This is a genomic window from Micromonospora sp. 15K316, assembly GCF_004348525.1.
Lineage (GTDB): Bacteria > Actinomycetota > Actinomycetes > Mycobacteriales > Micromonosporaceae > Micromonospora.
This window is the reverse complement of sequence record NZ_SMKG01000036.1, coordinates 19,111-37,146: the sequence shown is the minus strand read 5'-3', so window position 1 is coordinate 37,146 and position 18,036 is coordinate 19,111. Positions and strand designations below refer to the sequence as shown.

Annotated in this window: 19 protein-coding genes and 1 pseudogene; 14 read left to right on the top strand and 6 right to left on the bottom strand. The window is 74.3% G+C overall.

Features of this window, described 5'->3' with window-relative positions:
* Positions 1–21 precede the first annotated feature (21 nt).
* From E1211_RS10950 to E1211_RS10900, 11 genes are all read left to right on the top strand, one after another.
* Positions 22–669, top strand: coding sequence for a DUF402 domain-containing protein (locus E1211_RS10950; protein WP_132348061.1), 648 nt, complete (start codon positions 22–24; stop codon positions 667–669).
* Between the two features lie 349 nt (positions 670–1,018).
* Entirely contained in the window at positions 1,019–1,465 is a 447-nt protein-coding gene (rpsP, locus tag E1211_RS10945; protein ID WP_132348059.1) for a 30S ribosomal protein S16, read from the top strand.
* On the top strand, positions 1,440–1,700 hold the full coding sequence (locus tag E1211_RS10940; RefSeq protein WP_199716757.1) for an RNA-binding protein: 261 nt from the start codon (positions 1,440–1,442) through the stop codon (positions 1,698–1,700). Before rpsP ends, E1211_RS10940 begins: the two co-directional genes overlap by 26 nt.
* A gap of 2 nt (positions 1,701–1,702) precedes the next feature.
* Positions 1,703–2,305, top strand: a complete 603-nt coding sequence (rimM, locus tag E1211_RS10935) for a ribosome maturation factor RimM (protein WP_207915331.1) — start codon at positions 1,703–1,705, stop codon at positions 2,303–2,305.
* A gap of 38 nt (positions 2,306–2,343) precedes the next feature.
* Entirely contained in the window at positions 2,344–3,117 is a 774-nt protein-coding gene (trmD, locus tag E1211_RS10930; RefSeq protein ID WP_132348055.1) for a tRNA (guanosine(37)-N1)-methyltransferase TrmD, read from the top strand.
* A 143-nt stretch (positions 3,118–3,260) separates the two neighbouring features.
* Positions 3,261–3,617 carry a 50S ribosomal protein L19 gene (rplS, locus tag E1211_RS10925; protein WP_120677256.1) on the top strand — a complete coding sequence of 119 codons (357 nt, stop codon included), beginning with the start codon at positions 3,261–3,263 and terminating at the stop codon, positions 3,615–3,617.
* A 181-nt stretch (positions 3,618–3,798) separates the two neighbouring features.
* Positions 3,799–4,671: a signal peptidase I gene (gene lepB, locus E1211_RS10920; protein ID WP_132348053.1), complete on the top strand. Its 873-nt coding sequence runs from the start codon at positions 3,799–3,801 to the stop codon at positions 4,669–4,671.
* A 10-nt stretch (positions 4,672–4,681) separates the two neighbouring features.
* Positions 4,682–5,314: a signal peptidase I gene (gene lepB, locus E1211_RS10915; RefSeq protein ID WP_132348051.1), complete on the top strand. Its 633-nt coding sequence runs from the start codon at positions 4,682–4,684 to the stop codon at positions 5,312–5,314.
* 48 nt (positions 5,315–5,362) lie between these two features.
* Positions 5,363–5,932 carry an NUDIX hydrolase gene (locus E1211_RS10910; protein ID WP_132348049.1) on the top strand — a complete coding sequence of 190 codons (570 nt, stop codon included), beginning with the start codon at positions 5,363–5,365 and terminating at the stop codon, positions 5,930–5,932.
* Complete coding sequence (locus E1211_RS10905) at positions 5,926–6,900, top strand: ribonuclease HII (RefSeq protein WP_132348047.1); 975 nt, start codon at positions 5,926–5,928, stop codon at positions 6,898–6,900. Before E1211_RS10910 ends, E1211_RS10905 begins: the two co-directional genes overlap by 7 nt.
* Positions 6,897–7,220: a DUF2469 domain-containing protein gene (locus E1211_RS10900; protein ID WP_007075222.1), complete on the top strand. Its 324-nt coding sequence runs from the start codon at positions 6,897–6,899 to the stop codon at positions 7,218–7,220. Before E1211_RS10905 ends, E1211_RS10900 begins: the two co-directional genes overlap by 4 nt.
* 180 nt (positions 7,221–7,400) lie before the next feature.
* Here E1211_RS10900 and E1211_RS10895 read toward each other — a convergent pair whose 3' ends face one another.
* Complete coding sequence (locus E1211_RS10895) at positions 7,401–8,531, bottom strand: sulfite oxidase (protein ID WP_132348045.1); 1,131 nt, start codon at positions 8,529–8,531, stop codon at positions 7,401–7,403.
* Positions 8,532–8,793: 262 nt separating this feature from the next.
* Between E1211_RS10895 and E1211_RS10890 the strand changes: the two are divergent.
* Positions 8,794–9,336 (top strand): annotated as a pseudogene (locus tag E1211_RS10890) (murein hydrolase activator EnvC); the annotation flags it as partial.
* 150 nt (positions 9,337–9,486) lie between these two features.
* Here E1211_RS10890 and E1211_RS10885 read toward each other — a convergent pair.
* The 5 genes from E1211_RS10885 to E1211_RS10865 form a co-directional block, all read right to left on the bottom strand.
* The gene (locus E1211_RS10885; RefSeq protein WP_132348044.1) at positions 9,487–10,668 is read right to left on the bottom strand and encodes an aminotransferase class V-fold PLP-dependent enzyme; all 1,182 of its coding nucleotides are present in this window, start codon (positions 10,666–10,668) and stop codon (positions 9,487–9,489) included.
* A 44-nt stretch (positions 10,669–10,712) separates the two neighbouring features.
* Positions 10,713–11,924 (bottom strand): tyrosine recombinase XerC, encoded by a 1,212-nt coding sequence (locus tag E1211_RS10880; protein WP_371686145.1) that lies wholly within the window; start codon positions 11,922–11,924, stop codon positions 10,713–10,715.
* A gap of 118 nt (positions 11,925–12,042) precedes the next feature.
* On the bottom strand, positions 12,043–13,242 hold the full coding sequence (locus tag E1211_RS10875) for a DNA-processing protein DprA (RefSeq protein WP_132348039.1): 1,200 nt from the start codon (positions 13,240–13,242) through the stop codon (positions 12,043–12,045).
* 139 nt (positions 13,243–13,381) lie between these two features.
* Positions 13,382–14,902, bottom strand: a complete 1,521-nt coding sequence (locus E1211_RS10870) for a YifB family Mg chelatase-like AAA ATPase (protein ID WP_132348037.1) — start codon at positions 14,900–14,902, stop codon at positions 13,382–13,384.
* Positions 14,903–14,935: 33 nt separating this feature from the next.
* Positions 14,936–15,295, bottom strand: a complete 360-nt coding sequence (locus E1211_RS10865) for a YraN family protein (protein ID WP_132348035.1) — start codon at positions 15,293–15,295, stop codon at positions 14,936–14,938.
* A 253-nt stretch (positions 15,296–15,548) separates the two neighbouring features.
* Between E1211_RS10865 and E1211_RS33365 the strand changes: the two genes are divergently transcribed.
* Positions 15,549–16,835 (top strand): hypothetical protein, encoded by a 1,287-nt coding sequence (locus tag E1211_RS33365; protein WP_243709487.1) that lies wholly within the window; start codon positions 15,549–15,551, stop codon positions 16,833–16,835.
* A 272-nt stretch (positions 16,836–17,107) separates the two neighbouring features.
* On the top strand, positions 17,108–17,938 hold the full coding sequence (gene rpsB, locus E1211_RS10855) for a 30S ribosomal protein S2 (RefSeq protein WP_132348033.1): 831 nt from the start codon (positions 17,108–17,110) through the stop codon (positions 17,936–17,938).
* Positions 17,939–18,036 lie beyond the last annotated feature (98 nt).

Genomic DNA, 18,036 nt, shown 5'->3' with positions numbered 1-18,036 from the left:
ACAGCGACGGGGGTGGGTGGCGTGCGTTTCGAGCCGGGCCGTCTGATCATGCACCGCAACGTCCGCCACGGCCGGATCGGCTGGGTCCGACCGGTGCGGGTGGTCAGCGACGACGAGCGGGGGCTCCTGCTCTGGCTGGCCCGCGACTCGCCGGTCGCCAGCGAGGTGACCGAGGCCGGTCGGGGCATGCGGTCCATGCCGTTCGCCGAGTGGATCACCTCGCGGTACCGGCTGGCGGTCGGGCGTTGGCAGGGACCGCCGCTGCTGAAGTTCCTGCCGACGGGGGCCGCCCACTCGGTCTGGTGGTTCCGGGACGCGCAGGGCCGGTTCGCCCACTGGTACGTCAACCTGGAGGAACCGGGTGTGCGCTGGGACGACGGTGCCATGGCCGGGGTGGACGTGGTCGACCAGGACCTGGACGTGGTGATCCACCCGGACCGGCGCTGGCAGTGGAAGGACGAGGACGAGTTCGTCGAGCGGCTCGCCTACCCGGACGACTACTGGGTGACCGACGAGGCGGCCGTCCGGGCCGAGGGCAAGCGGGTGATCGCCCTCGCCGAGGCGGGCGAGTTCCCCTTCGACGGCACGTGGCGTGACTTCACCCCGCCGCCGGAGTGGGGCGTGCCGGAGGAGCTGCCGGCCGGCTGGGATCGTCCTCCGGTGCGCTGATCGACAATCGCTTCCGCCGGCCACCTCCGTGTCGTGTGGGGCGGGGCGGGCGGCGGCTCGGGGCCTCTCGCCGACGCCCGTCGCCGGGCCCGGTCGGGCCGAGCCGCTGTGGTTCGCCCCACTCCCACCACGACCCGGATGGGCTCGTAACGCCTCCGGTGTGAGAGATCGGCGACGGATCTGGCAGAATGGGGCGCTGGTATCCGGCGCGCGCTCCGGCGCCCTCTAACCCGGGCGCGTCGCCAGTCCACCGAGCAGTCTCCGGCCCATCCCCACTGTGCCGGTCGGCGCTCACCCGTGCACACCGCCCCACCGGGGCAGGTGAGATCGCAACAGGAGCGAAACAACCGTGGCCGTAAAGATCCGGCTTCTGCGGATGGGCAAGATCCGCAACCCGCAGTACCGCATCGTCGTCGCCGACTCGCGCACCAAGCGTGACGGGCGGGCGATCGAGTTCGTCGGGATCTACCAGCCGAAGGAAGACCCTTCGGTGATCGAGGTCAAGTCGGACCGGGTCCAGTACTGGCTGTCCGTCGGCGCCCAGCCGAGCGAGGCGGTGCAGCGGCTGCTGGAGCTGACCGGTGACTGGCAGAAGTTCAAGGGCCTCCCCGCGCCGCCGCCGCTGAAGGTCGCCGCCGAGAAGGCCGACCGGACGGCTGCCTACGAGGCCGAGGCGAAGGCCGCGGCTGGGCTGGGTGAGGCCGAGGCGAAGCCGGCGAAGAAGGCGGCCAAGACCGCCGAGGCGCCGGCCCAGACCGAGGAGCAGGCCGGTGCGGACTCCGGCGAGCAGGCCTGACGTGGCACTGCGTCCCGCACTGGAGCACCTCGTCAAGGGGATTGTCGACCACCCGGACGACGTGCGCGTCCGGCTGATCGACTCTCGCCGGGGCAAGCGGCTCGAGGTCCGCGTGCACCCGGAGGACCTCGGCACGGTGATCGGGCGGTCCGGCCGGACCGCCAAGGCGCTGCGCCAGGTCATCGGCTCCATCGGCGGGCGCGGCGTACGCGTCGACATCGTCGACTCGTACTGATGCTGCTCATCGTCGGCAGGATCGGTAAACCGCACGGGATCCGCGGTGAGGTCACCGTGGAGGTGCGGACCGACGAACCGGACGTGCGGTTCGCCCCCGGGTCGGTGCTGCGCACCGAACCGGGGGCGACGCCCCCGACTGCGCAGCCCAACCGTGTGCTGCGCACCGAACCGGGGGCGACGCCCCCGACCTCCGTGGCCGGCCCCGGCGTGCCGTTCCGGGTTCCGGCCGAGTTGGTGATCGAGTCGGCCCGCTGGCACCAGGGGCGGCTCCTGGTCGCGTTCGAGGGTGTGCTCGACCGTGATGTCGCCGAGGCCCTGCGCGGCACCCTCGTCGGGGTGGAGAGCTCCGAGATCGCCGCGCCGGAGGACCCGGAGGAGTTCAACGACCACCAGCTCGTCGGGCTGAGCGTGGTCACCCCGAGCGGTGAACGGCTGGGCGAGGTGGCCCGCATCGACCACGCGCCCTCCTCCGACCTGCTGGTGCTGCGCCGCCCGGAGGGCAGGACGGCGCTGATCCCGTTCGTCAAGGCGATCGTTCCCGAGGTCGACCTCGCCGGTGGTCGCGTCGTCGTCGACCCGCCCGGCGGCCTGCTCGACCTGTAGGGCCGTAGCCGGCCCTGGACCCGCTGGAGCACCCCGTCATGCGCGTCGACATCGTGTCGATCTTCCCCGAGTACTTCTCGCCGCTGGAGCTGTCGCTCATCGGCAGGGCTCGGGCCAACGGCACGCTGCGGCTGGCCGTGCACGATCTGCGCACCTGGACCCACGACGTGCACCGCACGGTCGACGACACCCCGTACGGCGGCGGACCGGGCATGGTGATGCGGCCGGAGCCGTGGGGGGAGGCGCTGGACGCCCTCGTGCCGCCGGAGGCGTCCCCGCCCCGGCTCCTGGTGCCGTCTCCGGCGGGCGCCCCCTTCACCCAGGCGATGGCGCACCAGCTCGCCGCCGAGGAGCACCTGCTCTTCGCCTGCGGCCGGTACGAGGGCATCGACCAGCGGGTGCTCGACCACGCCGCGGCGCGGATGCCGGTCACCGAGGTCTCCCTCGGCGACTACGTGCTCTTCGGCGGCGAGGTCGCGGTGCTGGTGATCCTGGAGGCGGTGACCCGGCTGCTGCCCGGGGTGCTCGGCAACGCGGGCTCGCTGGACGAGGAGTCGCACGCCCACGGGCTGCTGGAGGCGCCGGTCTACACGAAGCCGCCGGGCTGGCGGGGGCACGACGTGCCCGAGGTGCTCCGCTCCGGCGACCACGGCCGGATCGCCCGGTGGCGGCGGGAGGAGGGGCTTCTGCGTACCGCCCGGCGACGCCCGGACATGCTCGCCCAGCTCGACCCGGAGAGCCTGGACAAGCGGGACCGCGCGGCGCTGGACCGGGCCGGATTTCAGGTGCCCCCGGGGGATGTGGCAAAGTAGAGGGGTTGCCGCAGTCGGCCGCGCCGCGGGCGGCTGCGAGGATCCTCGACCGAGGTCGGCTCCACCGACCACCATCCGAGGATCAGAATCACCCATTCGCGCACCGACTGACGGTGCGCCGTGAGCCTTACGAGGACGCAGCGATGAACATCCTGGACGCCCTTGACGCCCAGTCGAAGCGGGTCGACCTCCCCGATTTCCGTGCCGGTGACACCGTGAAGGTGCACGCGCGGGTCGTCGAGGGCAACCGGTCCCGTGTCCAGATCTTCCAGGGCGTGGTCATCCGCCGCCAGGGTGACGGGCTGCGCGAGACCTGCACGGTCCGCAAGATCAGCTTCGGTGTCGGCGTCGAGCGGACCTACCCGCTGAACAGCCCGGCCATCGACCGGATCGAGGTCGTGACCCGCGGTGACGTCCGCCGGGCCAAGCTCTACTACCTCCGCGAGCTGCGGGGCAAGAAGGCCAAGATCAAGGAGAAGCGGGAGAAGCAGCCGAGCTGACTTCCCGCTCGCCACGCCTGAGCTGCACCTATGCCGCGCCGGACCCGTCGCACTACCCTGGGCGGCGCGGGCGCAGCGAGGCCGTCGCCCCGCCACGTCGCGGGGAGCCGTTCACTGCCGCCCGTGGAGCCGCACCGAGGCTCCCGGGCGGTGGTGTCGTTTCTGCGGACTGGGGAGTGGCGTGGCGCAGTCGATTGACGAGGACGGCACCGTCGACCCGTGGCGCCGCCGGGTCCGCCGGACCCGCCGTCAGATGCCGCTCTGGCAGGAGCTGCCGCTGCTGCTCGTCGTCGCGTTCTGTCTCGCGGTGCTGATCCGCACCTTCCTGCTCCAGGCCTTCTTCATCCCCTCCGGCTCGATGGAGGACACGCTCCTCGTCGGCGACCGGGTACTGGTGAACAAGGTCGTCTACGACGTACGCGACCCGGTGCGCGGCGAGGTGGTGGTCTTCCGGGGCACCGACCGGTGGGCGCCGCAGATCGACGGGGAGCAGCAGATCGGCTTCGTCGGCAAGCTCGGCCGCACCGTGGGTGACCTGGTCGGGGTGAGCCGCCCCGGCGAGAAGGACTTCATCAAGCGGGTCATCGGCGTGCCGGGGGACCGGGTGCGGTGCTGTGACGAACAGGGCCGGGTCACCGTCAACGGCACCCCGCTGGACGAGCCGTACGTCCTCGAGGACTCGCCGCTGGACGTCCCGCCCAACCCGAAGGAGTGCCGGTCGCGGCGCTTCGACGAGGTGGTGGTCCCGCCCGGTCAGATCTTCGTGATGGGCGACCACCGGCTGGTGTCCCAGGACGCCCGCTGCCAAGGGCCGGTGCCGATCGACAACGTCATCGGACGGGCCTTCCTGGTGGTCTGGCCCTCGTCCCGGTGGAGCCACCTCTCGGTCCCGCCGACCTTCGACGACGTGTCGGGGCCGGCCGTCGCGTCCCCGTCCGGCCCCCCTCCCGTGCGGCCGACCCCGCAGGGCGGTGCGCTGCTGGTCCTGCCGCTCACGATCGCGCTGGGCCGTTCTCGCGCGTTCCGGTCGGTGCCGTTCAGCCGGGCGTCGTAGGCTCCTTGGCGTGATTGACGAGCAGACCGACAAGCCGCGCAGCTCCTTCTGGAAGGAGCTGCCGATTCTGCTGGGTGTGGCGATCCTGGTCGCGGTGCTGGTGCGTTTCTTCGTGCTGCAGACCTTCTTCATCCCCTCCCAGTCCATGGAGAACACCCTCCAGATCGACGATCGGGTGCTGGTCAACAAGCTGGTGTACGACTTCCGGTCGCCGCACCGCGGCGAGATCGTCGTGTTCAAGGCGCCGGTCGAGTGGAGCGGCCGGGAAGGTGAGGACTTCATTAAGCGGGTCATCGGCGTCGGCGGCGACCACGTCGTCTGCTGCGACGCGGAGGACCGCCTGGTGATCAACGGTCAGCCACTGGTGGAGCCCTACATCTTCTCCGCGAACGGGCAGCAGGACCGGCCCGCGGACCAGGAGTTCGACATCACGGTGCCCAAGGGCCGGCTCTGGGTGATGGGCGACCACCGCTCGGCCTCCGGCGACTCGCTGGAGCACTGGCAGCAGTCCGGCCAGGACATCGACGCCGCGACCATCGCCGAGGACGAGGTCGTCGGTCGGGCCTTCACCATCTTCTGGCCGGTCAACCGGGCCAAGTGGTTGAGTGTGCCGAAGGAGTACGACGGCATCCCGAACTCCTGACCCCGGGCGGGCGTGGGCGATCGGCGAACGGTCTGGCAGGCTGGGGCGGTGACCGTCTACACCCCTCGACACGCGGCCCGGGTGCTGTTGGTCGACGCGGACGGCCGGGTGCTGCTCTTCGCCGGCTTCGATCCGGCCCGCCCCGACCACCGGTACTGGTTCACGCCGGGTGGCGGGCTCGACCCGGGCGAGGCCCCGGCCGCCGGCGCGGCGCGGGAGCTGGCCGAGGAGACCGGGCTCCGGCTGACCCCGGCCGAGCTGGGCGAGCCGGTCTGGCGGGAGACGATCGAGTACCCATTCGACGGCGTCTGGTACCGCCAGGAGCAGGAGTTCTTCCTGGTCCGGGTGCCGTCGTGGGAGGTGGACACCGCGGGTTTCGACGACGTCGAGCAGGCCAGCGTCACCGGGCACCGTTGGTGGTCGGCCGCCGAGCTGACGGCGAGCGACGAGGTGTACCACCCGAGGGACCTGGTGGCCATCCTCTCCCGCGCGCTGGCCGCGCCGGGCGGCCGGATGGGCGGGACCGTGCCGGACAAGGTCTCCGGCCCGAACGCCCCGGCCGGGCGGTCGCGCGCCGCCGACCCGGCCGGGGACCCCGCGGGCGGTGTGCCGTGCTGACCCCGCCGCGCACGATCGTGCGCCGCGAGGCCGGGCTCTACGCGCTGGAGCGGGCGCTGCAACGGCGCGGCTTCCGGTACGTGGCCGGAGCCGACGAGGCCGGCCGTGGCGCGTGTGCCGGCCCGCTGGTCGCCGCCGCCGCGATCCTCCCGGAGGGGCGGCGTGGCGAGATCGAGGGTCTCGCCGACTCCAAGCTGCTCACCCCGGCGAGCCGGGAACGGATCTACGACGAGGTGGTGGCCCGGGCACTCGCGTACGCCGTGGTGATCATCCCGGCCGAGGAGGTCGACGCCCGAGGGCTGCACGTCTGCAACCTCGCCGCGATGCGTCGGGCGCTCGCGTCGCTGGGCACCCGGCCGGAGTACGTGCTGACCGACGGGTTCGGGGTGGACGGCCTCGACGTGCCCGGCCTGGCGGTCTGGAAGGGCGACCGGGTGGCGGCGTGCGTGGCGGCGGCCAGCGTCCTCGCGAAGGTCACCCGGGACCGGATCATGGTGGAGCTGGACGGGACGTACCCGGCGTACGGCTTCGCCGAGCACAAGGGGTACATCACGCCCGAGCACACCGCCGCGCTGCGTGCGCACGGCCCGTGCCGTGAGCACCGCTTCTCCTACGTGAACGTGGCGAGCGTGTCGGGTCGGGACGGGAGCCCGCCGCGGGCCCGGCGGCCGGTGACCGCCGGGCGGCGCGCGAGCGCGGTCGAGGCCCCGGAGACCCTCTTCGGCGACGAATCCGGCGCGTTCCTCGCCGACGCCGAGGGGAGGCACGGCGCGGCGCCGGGGGCGCGCCCCGGTGACGATCCGGGGGTGCCCCCCGCAGCCGCGGCGGTGGTGTCCGCCGACGGCGCGGACGAGCCGATGGAGCGCTCTTGCCCGGCAGGGAGTACCGTCGGCGTGGCGTTGGGCGAGCGGCCTCGACCGCCGGCGCCGGTGGGGGAAGATGTGGTCATGGAAGGCGGAGAGCGATGAGCGCGGAAGATCTCGAGAAGTACGAGACCGAGATGGAGCTGCAGCTCTACCGGGAGTACCGCGACATCGTCCGCCAGTTCTCCTACGTCGTGGAGACCGAGCGCCGCTTCTACCTGGCGAACCAGGTCGACCTGCACGTGCGTAACTCCGACGGCGAGGTCTACTTCGAGGTCGAGATGCATGACGCCTGGGTGTGGGACATGTACCGTCCCGCCCGGTTCGTGAAGAACGTCCGGGTCATGACGTTCAAGGACGTCAACGTCGAGGAGCTGGAGAAGCCCGACATCTCGCTGCCCGCCGACTCCGGCTTCGGCGGCTGACCGGTACGCCCCGACCGGCGCTCGCCGCCGGCCACCGAGCGCCGGGATCCCCACCCGCCGCCGGACCATTCCGGCTCCGAACCCTCGCGGCCGGTACCGCCGCTTCGCCGGCACCGCTCGGCCGGCGTCACCGCTCCGCCGGCATCGCTCGGCGGAAGACCCCGCCCGCCCGGCGAACGACTACTCCGGAACCACCGCCACCACGACGCTCTGCACCATGTTGTTGGCGAAACCACCCCGGTTCCACGGCTGCTCCACCGGCTGGGTCCGCCCCGAGGCGTCCGTGGCCCGCGCACTGAGGACGTAGCGTCCCGGCTGCGGCGACCACTCGTAGCGCCAGCGCCGCCAAGCGAAGTCGCCGCCGCTCGGCTCGTCCAGAGTGGCCGGTGCCCAGGTCGCGCCGCCGTCGGTCGTCACCTCGACCGACACCACTGGCGCGTGTCCCGACCAGGCCCGACCGTCCAGCGTGCACGGTCCTGGCCGGAGCACCCGGGCGCGCGACATGAAGTCGGGAAAACCGGGCGGGCGGACCAGGGCACGCGGCTCGATCCGGGTCACCGGCACGCCCGGGTCGTCCGGGTCCTGCCGCAGCCGGTACGCCTGCGCGTTCTGGTAACCCTGGAACGTCTCGGTCAGCACGCTGACCGAGCGGAGCCACTTGACGTGCGCCATCCCGTACCAGCCCGGCACGATCAACCGCAGCGGGGCGCCGTGCTGCGGCAGCAGGGGAGCGCCGTTCATCTCGTACGCCAGCAGCACCTCCTCGCGCAGCGCGTCCGCGACCGGCAGGGCCCGCTGGTAGTCCTGCTCCACCCCGCGCTCGATACCGTGGTCGGCGCCGGTGAAGACCACGTCGACCGCGTCGGCGGAGACCCCCGCCTCGCGCAGCAACGGCGCCAGCGGCGTACCGGTCCACTCCGCGTTCCCGACCGCCTCCACCAGCCAGGGCTGGCTGACCGGCCGGGGATCGAGCAGCGCGCGGCCGTTACCGGCGCACTCGAGGGTGACCCGCTGGGTGACCCGGGGGCGCTCGCGCAGCTCGGCCAGGGTGAGGGTCAGCGGCTGGTCCACCACGCCGTCGACGGTGAGCGCGTGCGTCGCCGGGTCAAGCTCCGGGATGTCGTAGTGGATCAGCAGGTAGTGCAGCCCGGCCGGGGTGACGTCGTAGCGCAGCGCCTCCAGCGGGATGCCGTGGTTGCGGGCGGCCAGCTGCAGCTCCTCGGCGCTGATCCCCTCCCCGCGCTCGGCCAGTCGGGAGGGCCCGCTGACCTGGGCAGCGGCCGGCAGGTCCAGGTTGTCGACCGTGGTCATGGTGATACTCCCGTCCCCCACGGCGGCTGCTCCACCGTGCCGCCCCAGCTTAGGCCGGATCGCCGGGGCCCAGCACCCACGCCCTCGCGCTCGCCGGGGATGACGCTCCGGTTCCCGTCGCCCTGCGCGCCCCCGGGTCCGGAGGTGGGTGACGCATAGCACATCAACCAGGTCGACGGGGCCTGTCCACAGCGCGCCCGCCTGTCCACAGGGGAGACCGGCGCGGTGGCGTGCCCGGTCGGCGCGGGGCACGCTGCGGGTCATGCGACCGCCTCCACCGGCCCGTACCGTCACGTCCCGCCGTACCGCCCTGCCCCGCCCTCCGGCGCGCCGCCGTGCGCCGCTGCCGGGCCGCGCGACCGGGTGGCGTCGGCTGCCGCTGCCGCTCTGCGTCGCGCTCCTTCTGCTTCTGACCACGCCGTCTGCCGCGGCGGCCCCGTCCCGTGACGGCGCTCACCCGCCGGCCCACGCCGCCGTGGCCGGCCGGGCCGCCGCCGGAGCGGGTGGGTTCCGGTGGCCGGTCGACGGGCCACCCCGGCCGGTGCGCCGCTTCGACCCCCCACCGCGACCCTGGCTGCCCGGGCACCGGGGCGTCGACCTGGCGGTCGCGGCGGGCTCGCCGGTGCGGGCCGCCGGGCCGGGCATCGTGCTCTTCGCCGGGATGGTGGCCGGGCGGCCGGTGGTCACCGTCGGGCACGCCGACGGGTTGCGGACCACCTACGAGCCGGTACGGCCGGCGGTCGCTCCCGGCGAACCGGTGTCCGCCGGGGCGCCGCTCGGCGTCCTGGAATCCGGTCACCCGGGCTGCCCGGCGGTGGCCTGCCTGCACTGGGGGCTGCGTCGCGGTGCGGAGTACCTCGACCCGCTCGCGCTGCTCGGTCTCGGGCCGGTCCGGTTGCTTCCCCTCGACGGTTCCCCGAACGGGAGCGCCGCGCATCCCGACGGCGCGGCCGGCTCAGTACCGAGTCAGCAGCGGCGGCAGCCGAACGGCCAGGCGCTCGTACTCGTCGGCCGAGTTGTAGACCTGCCCGCAGAGGCGCAGCCAGCCCCGGCCGTTCCAGGACATCACCGCCACCTCGGTGGCGAGCCGTTCGGCGATGTGCTGCTGCAACGCCCGCGCCGCCTCGACGGTCGTGGCGAGGGCCGGCGGCAGCGGGATGAGTCGCATGGCGACCTCGGGTCCGCCGGGCTCCGGCAGCAGCTCCGGCGCCACCCCGAGCGCGTCTCCGACCACCCGCTGGCCGTAGCGGGCCAGCCGCGCGTTGTGCGCACGTACCCGGTCGACGCCGAGGCTGCGCAGCGCGAACGCGCCCACCGGGGCGGCCAGCCACGAGGTGTAGTCCTGGGTCGCCTGCCACTCCAGCCGGGCGGGGAACCCGGCCTCCTGCTCCCAGGAGACCACCAGCGGCTCGATCCGCTCCCGCCACGGCGGCGCCACGACCAGTACGGCGGTGCCGCGCGGGGCGTACGCCCACTTGTGCAGGTTGCCCACCCAGAAGTCGGCGCCGACGCTCGCCACGGTCGTGGGCAGCATCCCGGGCACGTGTGCCGCGTCCACCAGGACCGGCACCCCCTGCTCGTGCGCGACCGCGACGACGGCGGCGGCCGGGAAGAGCCGGGCCGTCGCCGAGGTGAGCTGATCGACGACGAGCAGCCGGGTCCGACCGGGGCGCAGGGCGTCCCGCACCGCCTGGACGACCTCCTCGTTCGTCGCGGCCAGCGGAACCGGCACCACCCGGCTCACCGCCCCGGTGCGCCGGCACTCCCGCTCGATGGAGAGGGTGACCGCACCGTACCCGTGATCGGTGCTCAGGATCTCGTCACCGGGACGCAGCCCGAGCGACTGGAGCACCACGGCGACGCCGGTGGTGGCGTTGCTGACCAGCGCCGTGCCGTCGGGGTCCGCGCCGAGGAAGGTGGCCAGGTGCCGACGAGCGTGCGCGACCCGATCGGCGAGGCCCTGGGTGAAGAAGCGCAGCGGGTTCGCCTCCATCTCGTCGCGCAGCCGCTGTTGGGCGCGCTGCACGACGATCGGTACCGCGCCGAACGAGCCGTGGTTGAGGTGACTGACCGCCGGGTCCAGGGAGAAGAGCAGGCGGGCGCCCGGAATCGGCTCCGGTGGCTGCGGGACGCTCACCCGGTGATCGTAACGGCGGGTCGATCATCGACGGCGGCGATCGGTCAGGCGCGGGGGTGCGCCTGCCGGTACGCGGAGCGCAGCCGCTCCACCGAGACGTGTGTGTAGATCTGGGTGCTGGCCAACGAGGAGTGGCCGAGCAGCTCCTGTACGGCGCGCAGGTCCGCGCCGCCCTCGAGCAGGTGGGTGGCGGCCGAGTGGCGCAGCCCGTGCGGGCTGGTCCGGGGGAGGCCGGCCGCCGTCGCGTAGCCACCGACGATCCGGCGGGCGGTCGTCGGGTTGAGCCGGCCGCCGCGCGCGCCGACGAAGAGCGCATCCGCCGAGCGCGGTGTGGCAAGCGTCGGACGGCCGTGCCGTACCCACTCGTCGAGCGCGCGCTGGGCCGGCACCCCGTACGGCACGATGCGCTCCCGGCCGCCCTTGCCGAGCACCCGGATCACCCGGCGCGCGTGGTCGACGTCGGCGACGTTCAGCCCGCACGCCTCACTGACCCGTACGCCCGTGGCGTAGAGCAGTTCCAACAGCGCCCGGTCCCGCAACAGCACCGGATCACCGGCGTCGTCGACGGCCGCCGAGCCCGGGCGGCCACCGCCGGAGCCGCCCTCGGCGGGCTCGGCCCCACCGGTCCCGCCCGCGGCGTCGCCCTTCTCGGTGGGGCCGGCACCGTCGGCGTCGCCCTTCTCGGTGCGGCCGCAACCGGCGGCGTCGGCCTGCTCGGTGGGGCCGGCACCGTCGTCGGCGTCCGCCCCGGTGCGGCCGGCACCGACGTCGGCGGACCCGGATGAACCGGTCGCCGCGGGGGCTTCGTCGGCCTGCGGCGCGCCGCCGGTCGACGGTCGGCGACCGAGCGGCGCCCCGCCGCCGACGAACCGGTAGGGGGCCTCGACCAGCGCGGCCGCCTGGTCGGCGCGGAGCACCCCGGGCAGCTCCCGATGGGCGCGCGGGCTGGCCAGCAGCGCACCCACATCGGACGGCAGCAGACCGCGGCGGTGCGCCCACGCACTGAACACCCGGGCCGAAGCCGCCCGCCGGGCCAGCGAGCTGCGCGCGGCCCCCGTCGTCCGCAGCCGCGCCAACCAGCTGCGCAGCACGGCCAGATCCACGGCCGAGACGTCACCGCAACCCATCCGGGCGGCGTGGTCGAGGAGCGAGACCACGTCGGTGACGTACGCCCGCACGGTGTGCGCGGAGCGGTTGCGAACCGTCGCCTGGTGGTCGGCGAACTCGTCCACCGCGTCCCGCAGCGGAGGCGGCAGCGCCGCGTGGACGGCGCGGGTGCCGCGTGCCGTTCCGCCCTTCGCCGCCGCACCGTCACGGCTTCCGGAGCCGGCCCGTCCGGCGCGTGCCCGTTCGTCGGCTGGCATGCCGCAGAGCCTACGGGCCCGCCGCCCGGGCAGCCGTCGACCGGGCCGGAGGAGGCAGGGCGTAACCGTCCTCGCGGCGGACGACCAGGGTGAGCTCCTCGAGCAGGGAGAGCTTCCGCAACGTGGTCCGGACGTCCAGTCCGGCCCGGGTCGCGAGCCGCTCCACGCCCACCGTGCCGCGGCGCGGCATCGCCTCCAACACCGACCCGGCCTCGTCGTCGAGCGGGTCGGTCGGCCGGTCCGGACCACGCGCCGGAGGAGCCAGATCCACACCGATGCGACCCACCTCCTCCAGCACATGTGCCACACCGGTGACCACGCGGGTCTTCGGGTGATCCCGCAACAACTCGTGGACGCCCACGGACATCGCCGACGTGACCGGACCCGGCACCGCCATGGTCGGACGACTCATGGCGAGGGCCCGGTGCGCGGTCTGCGTGGCGCCGCTGCGCGCCGCCGCCTCCACGACCACCGTTCCGAGCGTCCCGGCGGCGATGACCCGATTGCGGATCAGGAACCGGGACCGCAGCGGATCCGCGCCGGGCGCCCACTCGCTCACCAGCAGACCGCTCTCCGCGATCCGCTCGAAGAGCGCGGCATTGCCCATCGGGTACGGCCGGTCCACACCGCAGGCGAGCACCGCGACGGTGAGCCCGCCGGCGGTGAGCGCGCCCCGGTGCGCGGCGGCGTCGATGCCGAACGCGCCACCCGACACGACCGCCCAGTCCCGGTCCGCCAACCCGTAGCCGAGCTCGGTGGCGACGTGCGTGCCGTAGCCGCTCGCGGCCCGGGCACCCACCACGGCCACCGAGCGCTCCAGCGCCTCGGCCAACGGCCAGGCACCTCGTACCCAGAAACAGAGCGGCGGCGCCGTCTCGGTGTCCACCCGGCGATACGCCTCGGACAGCTGGAGGCCGTGCAGGTCGGCCACGCGGGCCGGCCACTCCTCGTCCTCCGGCGTGACGATGCGCGCGCCGAGCCGCGCGGTGCGCTCCACCGCCTCGGCCGCCACGGCACGCGGGTCGCCGCCGGCGATCCGCGCGGCCACCGTGGCGCGGAGCTTCCGGTCCGGCGCGCCACCGTCGAGGAGCAGCTCCAGCGCCCCCACCGGCCCGAGCCCGTCCACCAGCTGGTACACCGACCGGGTGCCCGGCTCGGTCAGCCAGGCCAGCGCGATCCGGGCCAGCGTCCGCTCCTCCCGGTCGCTCATGCCCGCACTCCGCTGCGCCGTGCCCGGGCAGGAGGCAGGTCCGTGCTGAAAGTGATGACTCGCTCGCTCATCCCCGCGCTCCGCTGCGCCGCGTGCGGGCCTGACGCAGGTCCGCGCGGAGTGTGATGGTTCTGCTCTCTCATGTGGCGTCTCCCGTTCGCAGTTGAAGGGCCTCCAGCACGTCGTCGCGGGCCGGTCGGGACCGGCCGTCCAGGTCGGCGATGGTCCAGGCCAACCGGATGACCCGGTCGAAGCCCCGCGCCGAGAGCGAGCCGGAGTCGAGCCGGGCCCGCAGCTCCGCCGTGTCGGGCGCGGGCAGCCGCCACGGCGGCCGGCGCAGGTGTGGCCCGGGGACCTGGGCGTTGAGCTGGTGGCCGAGGCCGGCCCACCGCTCGGCGGCCGCCGCGCGGGCCGCCACCACCCGGCCCGCCACCACCGCCGACGACTCCCGGTCACCCGCACCCGCCATCAGCTCGGCGGCGCGTACCGCCGGCAGCCGTACCTGCACGTCGATCCGGTCCAGCAGCGGCCCGGAGAGCCGGCCGAGGTAGCGCCGCCGGGCGAGCGGGCTGCACTCGCAGTACGCGTCTCCGGCGGGCTTCGCGCACGGGCACGGATTGGCCGCCAGGACCAGCTGCGTGAGCGCCGGGTACTCGGTACCGCCCCGGCTGCGGGCGAGCTGGACCCGGCCGTGCTCGAGTGGCTGACGCAGCGCCTCCAGGGCTCCCTTGCCGAATTCGGGCGCCTCGTCGAGGAAGAGCACCCCGCGGTGGGCCAGCGACACCGCACCGGGACGGGCGAGACCGGAGCCACCGCCGACCAGCGACGGCACGGTCGCGGTGTGATGGGGCGCCTGGAACGGCGGGCGGCGCAGCAAACGGCCCCCGGGCGGGAGCAGCCCGGCGATGGAGTGCAACGCGGTGACCTCCAGCGCGGCCTCGTCGTCCAGCTCCGGCAGGATCGACGGTAGGCGCTCGGCGAGCATGGTCTTGCCGGCGCCGGGCGGCCCGAGCAGCGCCAGGTGGTGACCGCCGGCCGCGGCGACCTCGAGGGCTCGCCGCCCGAGCTCCTGCCCGGCGACGTCGGCCAGGTCGGGCCCGTCGCCTACCGGCGGTGGATCCTCGGCGGGCGGCTCGATCAACGGAACGCCGTCGCGGACGAAGGCGACCAGCCGGTGCAGCGTGTCGACGGCGCGTACCCGCACGCCGGGGATCACTGCCGCCTCGGCCGCGTTCCCCACCGGGACGATCACCCGCTCGATCCCGGCCCGGGCCGCGGCGGCGACCATCGGCAGCACCCCACGCACCGGGCGGACCGTGCCGTCCAGCCCCAGCTCGCCGAGGACCACCACCCGCTCCAGGGGCAGCAGCGGCAGCTCGCCCGAGCCGCCGAGCAGCGCCGCCGCGATCGCCAGGTCGAACGCCGAGCCGAACTTCGGCAGGGTGGCCGGCAACAGGTTCAGGGTGATGCGGCGGTTGGGCCAGCGCTGGCCGGAGTTGACCACGGCCGCCCGGACCCGGTCCCGGGCCTCGTGCAGTGCGGTGTCCGGCAGCCCGGAGATCACCACCGCCGGCAGCCCGGCGGCGAGGTCGGCCTCCACCTCCACGAGGTGACCGGCCACTCCGACCAGCCCGACGCAGAGCACCTTCGCGTAACTCATCGGGCACCCGCGCCCACGGTGGGATCGTCCATCTCAGAACGCGCCCTTCAGGTGCTCGACCCGGGCCGGGCCGGCGTCGGGAAGCCGCACCGAGAGCACGTCGAAGCGGATCTCGTCGGCCGTCGTGCCGGTCTGCGCCAGCCAGCGGGCGGCGAGGCCGCGCAGCCGCCGGGCCTTGGCCGGTACGACGGCCTCCGCCGGGCTGCCAAACTCGCCGCCGCGCCGGGTCTTCACCTCACAGAAGGCGAGCACCGGCCCGTCCCAGGCGATGATGTCGATCTCACCGGCCGGGCAGCGCCAGTTCCGGGTCACCGGGCGTAGCCCCGCTGCGATCAGGTGCCGGAGGGCGCACCTCTCCCCGTACGCACCGACCGCCTGGTTCCGCGTCGTCATGCCGGGGACGATGCCGCCCCGGGCATCTGCCCGGCGATCCCGACGCGGCCCGGTTGTGGACGACGGCCACGCTGTGCACAACCGGACGATCATGCTGGTCCCGTGCTATGTCGACCGTCGCTCGGGCGGTACGTGCGCGGGCGGGGCGCCACGGGCCGGGCGGGGCACGACGGGGTGCGAGCCGGGTACGAGCGGTCGCCGCGGACCGGGGTGGGATGAGGGCCGCCGAACCGGTTCGCATACGGTGCCGCACGTGGACGGACGACGGAGCTACCCCGACGATCAGGAATTGCGCTGGTACGCCGACGAGCGCGGTCGCGGCTACGAGCCGGAGTGGCCCGGCGCGGAGGAGCGCCACCGGGACGAGGAGGTCCGGGTACCGGAGCAGCGGGGCGCCGCCGAGGAGCCCCGGTACGGCGACGGCGGCCCGTACCGTGAGCCGGGCCGCTTCGGCGCGGAAGCCGAGCCCGCCCGGCTCGGTCCGGCCGACCGGCCGGGGCGGGGCGGTACGGCGGAGGGCGACTCCGGCCGGTTCGCGGCGGGGGAGTCGGAGGCCGGCCGGTTCGGCGTGACCGACTCCGACTCGCTGCGTTTCCCGGCGGTGGACGCCGACGCGGGGCGACCCGACCCGGTCGGCGGCCAGTTCGGGTCGACGGACTCCCGCCATGGCGTGGCGGAGCGGGAGTCCCGGCGCCACGCCGCCGCCGAGCCGGAGCGGTTCAGCGCGGCGGGTGAGGCGGTGCGGCTGCCGGTGGGCTCGCGCGGGGACGACGAGACGGCGCGTGCGGAGGACCAGTCGGCGCGGTTCCCGGTCAACTCGCGTCTCGACGAGCCGGGCCGGTTCGGCGCGGGCGGAGGTGGTCGCGCTCCGGGCGAGGCGACCCGGTTCGGGGTGGCCGGCGACGAGCGGGCCGCGTCGTCCGGTTACCGGGCGGAACGGACGCCGGGGGCGGATGCGGACGCACCGGCTCCGGGCGACCTGGCCGGGCGACGTGCGGTCCGGGACGTGGCGGGCGCGGGGGCGGCGCAAGAGAGCGTGAGCGCCGCCCCCGCCGAGGCCGCCGAGCCGGCACCCTCGTCGCCGCTGGCGGGTTATCCGATCGTCGACGGCGGCCGGGGGGAGGCGTCGCACCCGTTGGACGTGCCGACCGGCGTGATGCCGCCCGTGGCTCCGCGAGGCGATCTTCCGCCCTACCTGGCGGGTGGCGTGCCCGACCCGGCGCGACCGACAGGTGACGGGGTCTATCGGACGCGCCGTCCGGTGCTCGCCGTCGTCTTCGCGCTGCTGGTCCTGATCTTCGAGGCCCCGGCGCTGCGCCTGCTGGCGCACGGCGTGACGGGAGATCCGGTCTCCGCGGGAAGCATCGTGGCCGGGACCTTCCTGGTGGCCGGGCTGCCGATCTTCGCAGTCGGGCTGTACGGGCTCCGTACCGGTGGATTGTCCCTGGCCGAGGGGGGCCGGGGCTGGCTGCGGCCGCCGACGGCCTACCTGACCGTGGCCCTGGTGCTCTTCGTCGCGGCCGCGCTCGCGGCCGGCTGACGGGTGCCGGGCTCCGGTGCGGTTCGCCTCGCGCGCCGGAACCCGGGCCGGCCCGCCGCGCACCCGGGGGCTGCGGAGCGGGCAAGGGGCGTACACTGGTCGACTGGCGACCGCCTCGCGCGGTCGACCTCGCGTGCCCTCTCCACGGTTCGTCGTGGGGCGACGGCCTCCCTGGTCCCGATCTTGGTCGGGCCCACCATGGCCGGCGACTGGGCGCCAGGACGCCCGGCCGCCGGCCGGGCGGGACAACCAGGGACAACAAGGAGTACCCCATGGCCGTCGTGACCATGCGTCAGCTGCTGGAGAGCGGTGTCCACTTCGGGCACCAGACCCGGCGCTGGAACCCGAAGATGAAGCGCTTCATCTTCACCGAGCGCAACGGCATCTACATCATCGACCTGCGCCAGACCCTCGACTACATCGAGAAGGCGTACGACTTCGTGCGCAACACCGTCGCCGAGGGCGGCAGCATCCTCTTCGTCGGCACCAAGAAGCAGGCCCAGGAGGCGATCTCCGAGCAGGCGACCCGGGTCGGCCAGCCGTACGTGAACCACCGTTGGCTCGGCGGCATGCTGACCAACTTCCAGACCGTGTACAAGCGGCTGCAGCGGATGAAGGAGCTGGAGGCCCTCGGTGACCTGAGCGGCACCGCCGCCGGTTACACCAAGAAGGAGACCCTGCAGCTCTCCCGCGAGAAGGACAAGCTCTCCCGCACCCTGGGTGGTCTGCGGGACATGCAGAAGCTCCCGGCCGCGATCTGGGTGGTCGACACCAAGAAGGAGCACATCGCCGTCGACGAGGCCCGCAAGCTGGGCATCCCGGTGATCGCGGTGCTCGACACGAACTGCGACCCGGACGAGGTCGACTTCCCGATCCCGGGCAACGACGACGCCATCCGCTCGGCCGAGCTGCTGACCAAGGTCATCGCCGCCGCCGTCGCGGACGGTCTGATCGCCCGTTCCGGCCGTCGCCGGGGCACCGACGAGAAGCCCGAGCCGGGTGTCGCCTCCGACGAGCCGCTGGCCGAGTGGGAGCGCGAGCTGCTCGAGGAGCCGAAGAAGGCCGACGAGCAGGAGCAGCCGGCGGCCGCTGCCGCCGAGTGACCGCGCGTCGCCGCCCCGCCGTCCGTTCTGCGACGACGGCGGGCGGCGGCGCCCCGGCCGGGCACATCCGGCGCGGATCCGGGTAACCGGCACCTCCG

Excerpts from the sequence above, each read along its gene's own strand:
- trmD (WP_132348055.1), top strand. The coding sequence starts at position 2,344 with ATGCGCGTCGACATCGTGTCGATCTTCCCCGAGTACTTCTCGCCGCTG.
- E1211_RS10865 (WP_132348035.1), bottom strand. The coding sequence starts at position 15,295 with ATGACGACGCGGAACCAGGCGGTCGGTGCGTACGGGGAGAGGTGCGCC.
- E1211_RS10870 (WP_132348037.1), bottom strand. The coding sequence starts at position 14,902 with ATGAGTTACGCGAAGGTGCTCTGCGTCGGGCTGGTCGGAGTGGCCGGT.
- E1211_RS10900 (WP_007075222.1), top strand. The coding sequence starts at position 6,897 with ATGAGCGCGGAAGATCTCGAGAAGTACGAGACCGAGATGGAGCTGCAG.
- rpsB (WP_132348033.1), top strand. The coding sequence starts at position 17,108 with ATGGCCGTCGTGACCATGCGTCAGCTGCTGGAGAGCGGTGTCCACTTC.
- E1211_RS10895 (WP_132348045.1), bottom strand. The coding sequence starts at position 8,531 with ATGACCACGGTCGACAACCTGGACCTGCCGGCCGCTGCCCAGGTCAGC.
- E1211_RS10875 (WP_132348039.1), bottom strand. The coding sequence starts at position 13,242 with ATGAGCGACCGGGAGGAGCGGACGCTGGCCCGGATCGCGCTGGCCTGG.
- rplS (WP_120677256.1), top strand. The coding sequence starts at position 3,261 with ATGAACATCCTGGACGCCCTTGACGCCCAGTCGAAGCGGGTCGACCTC.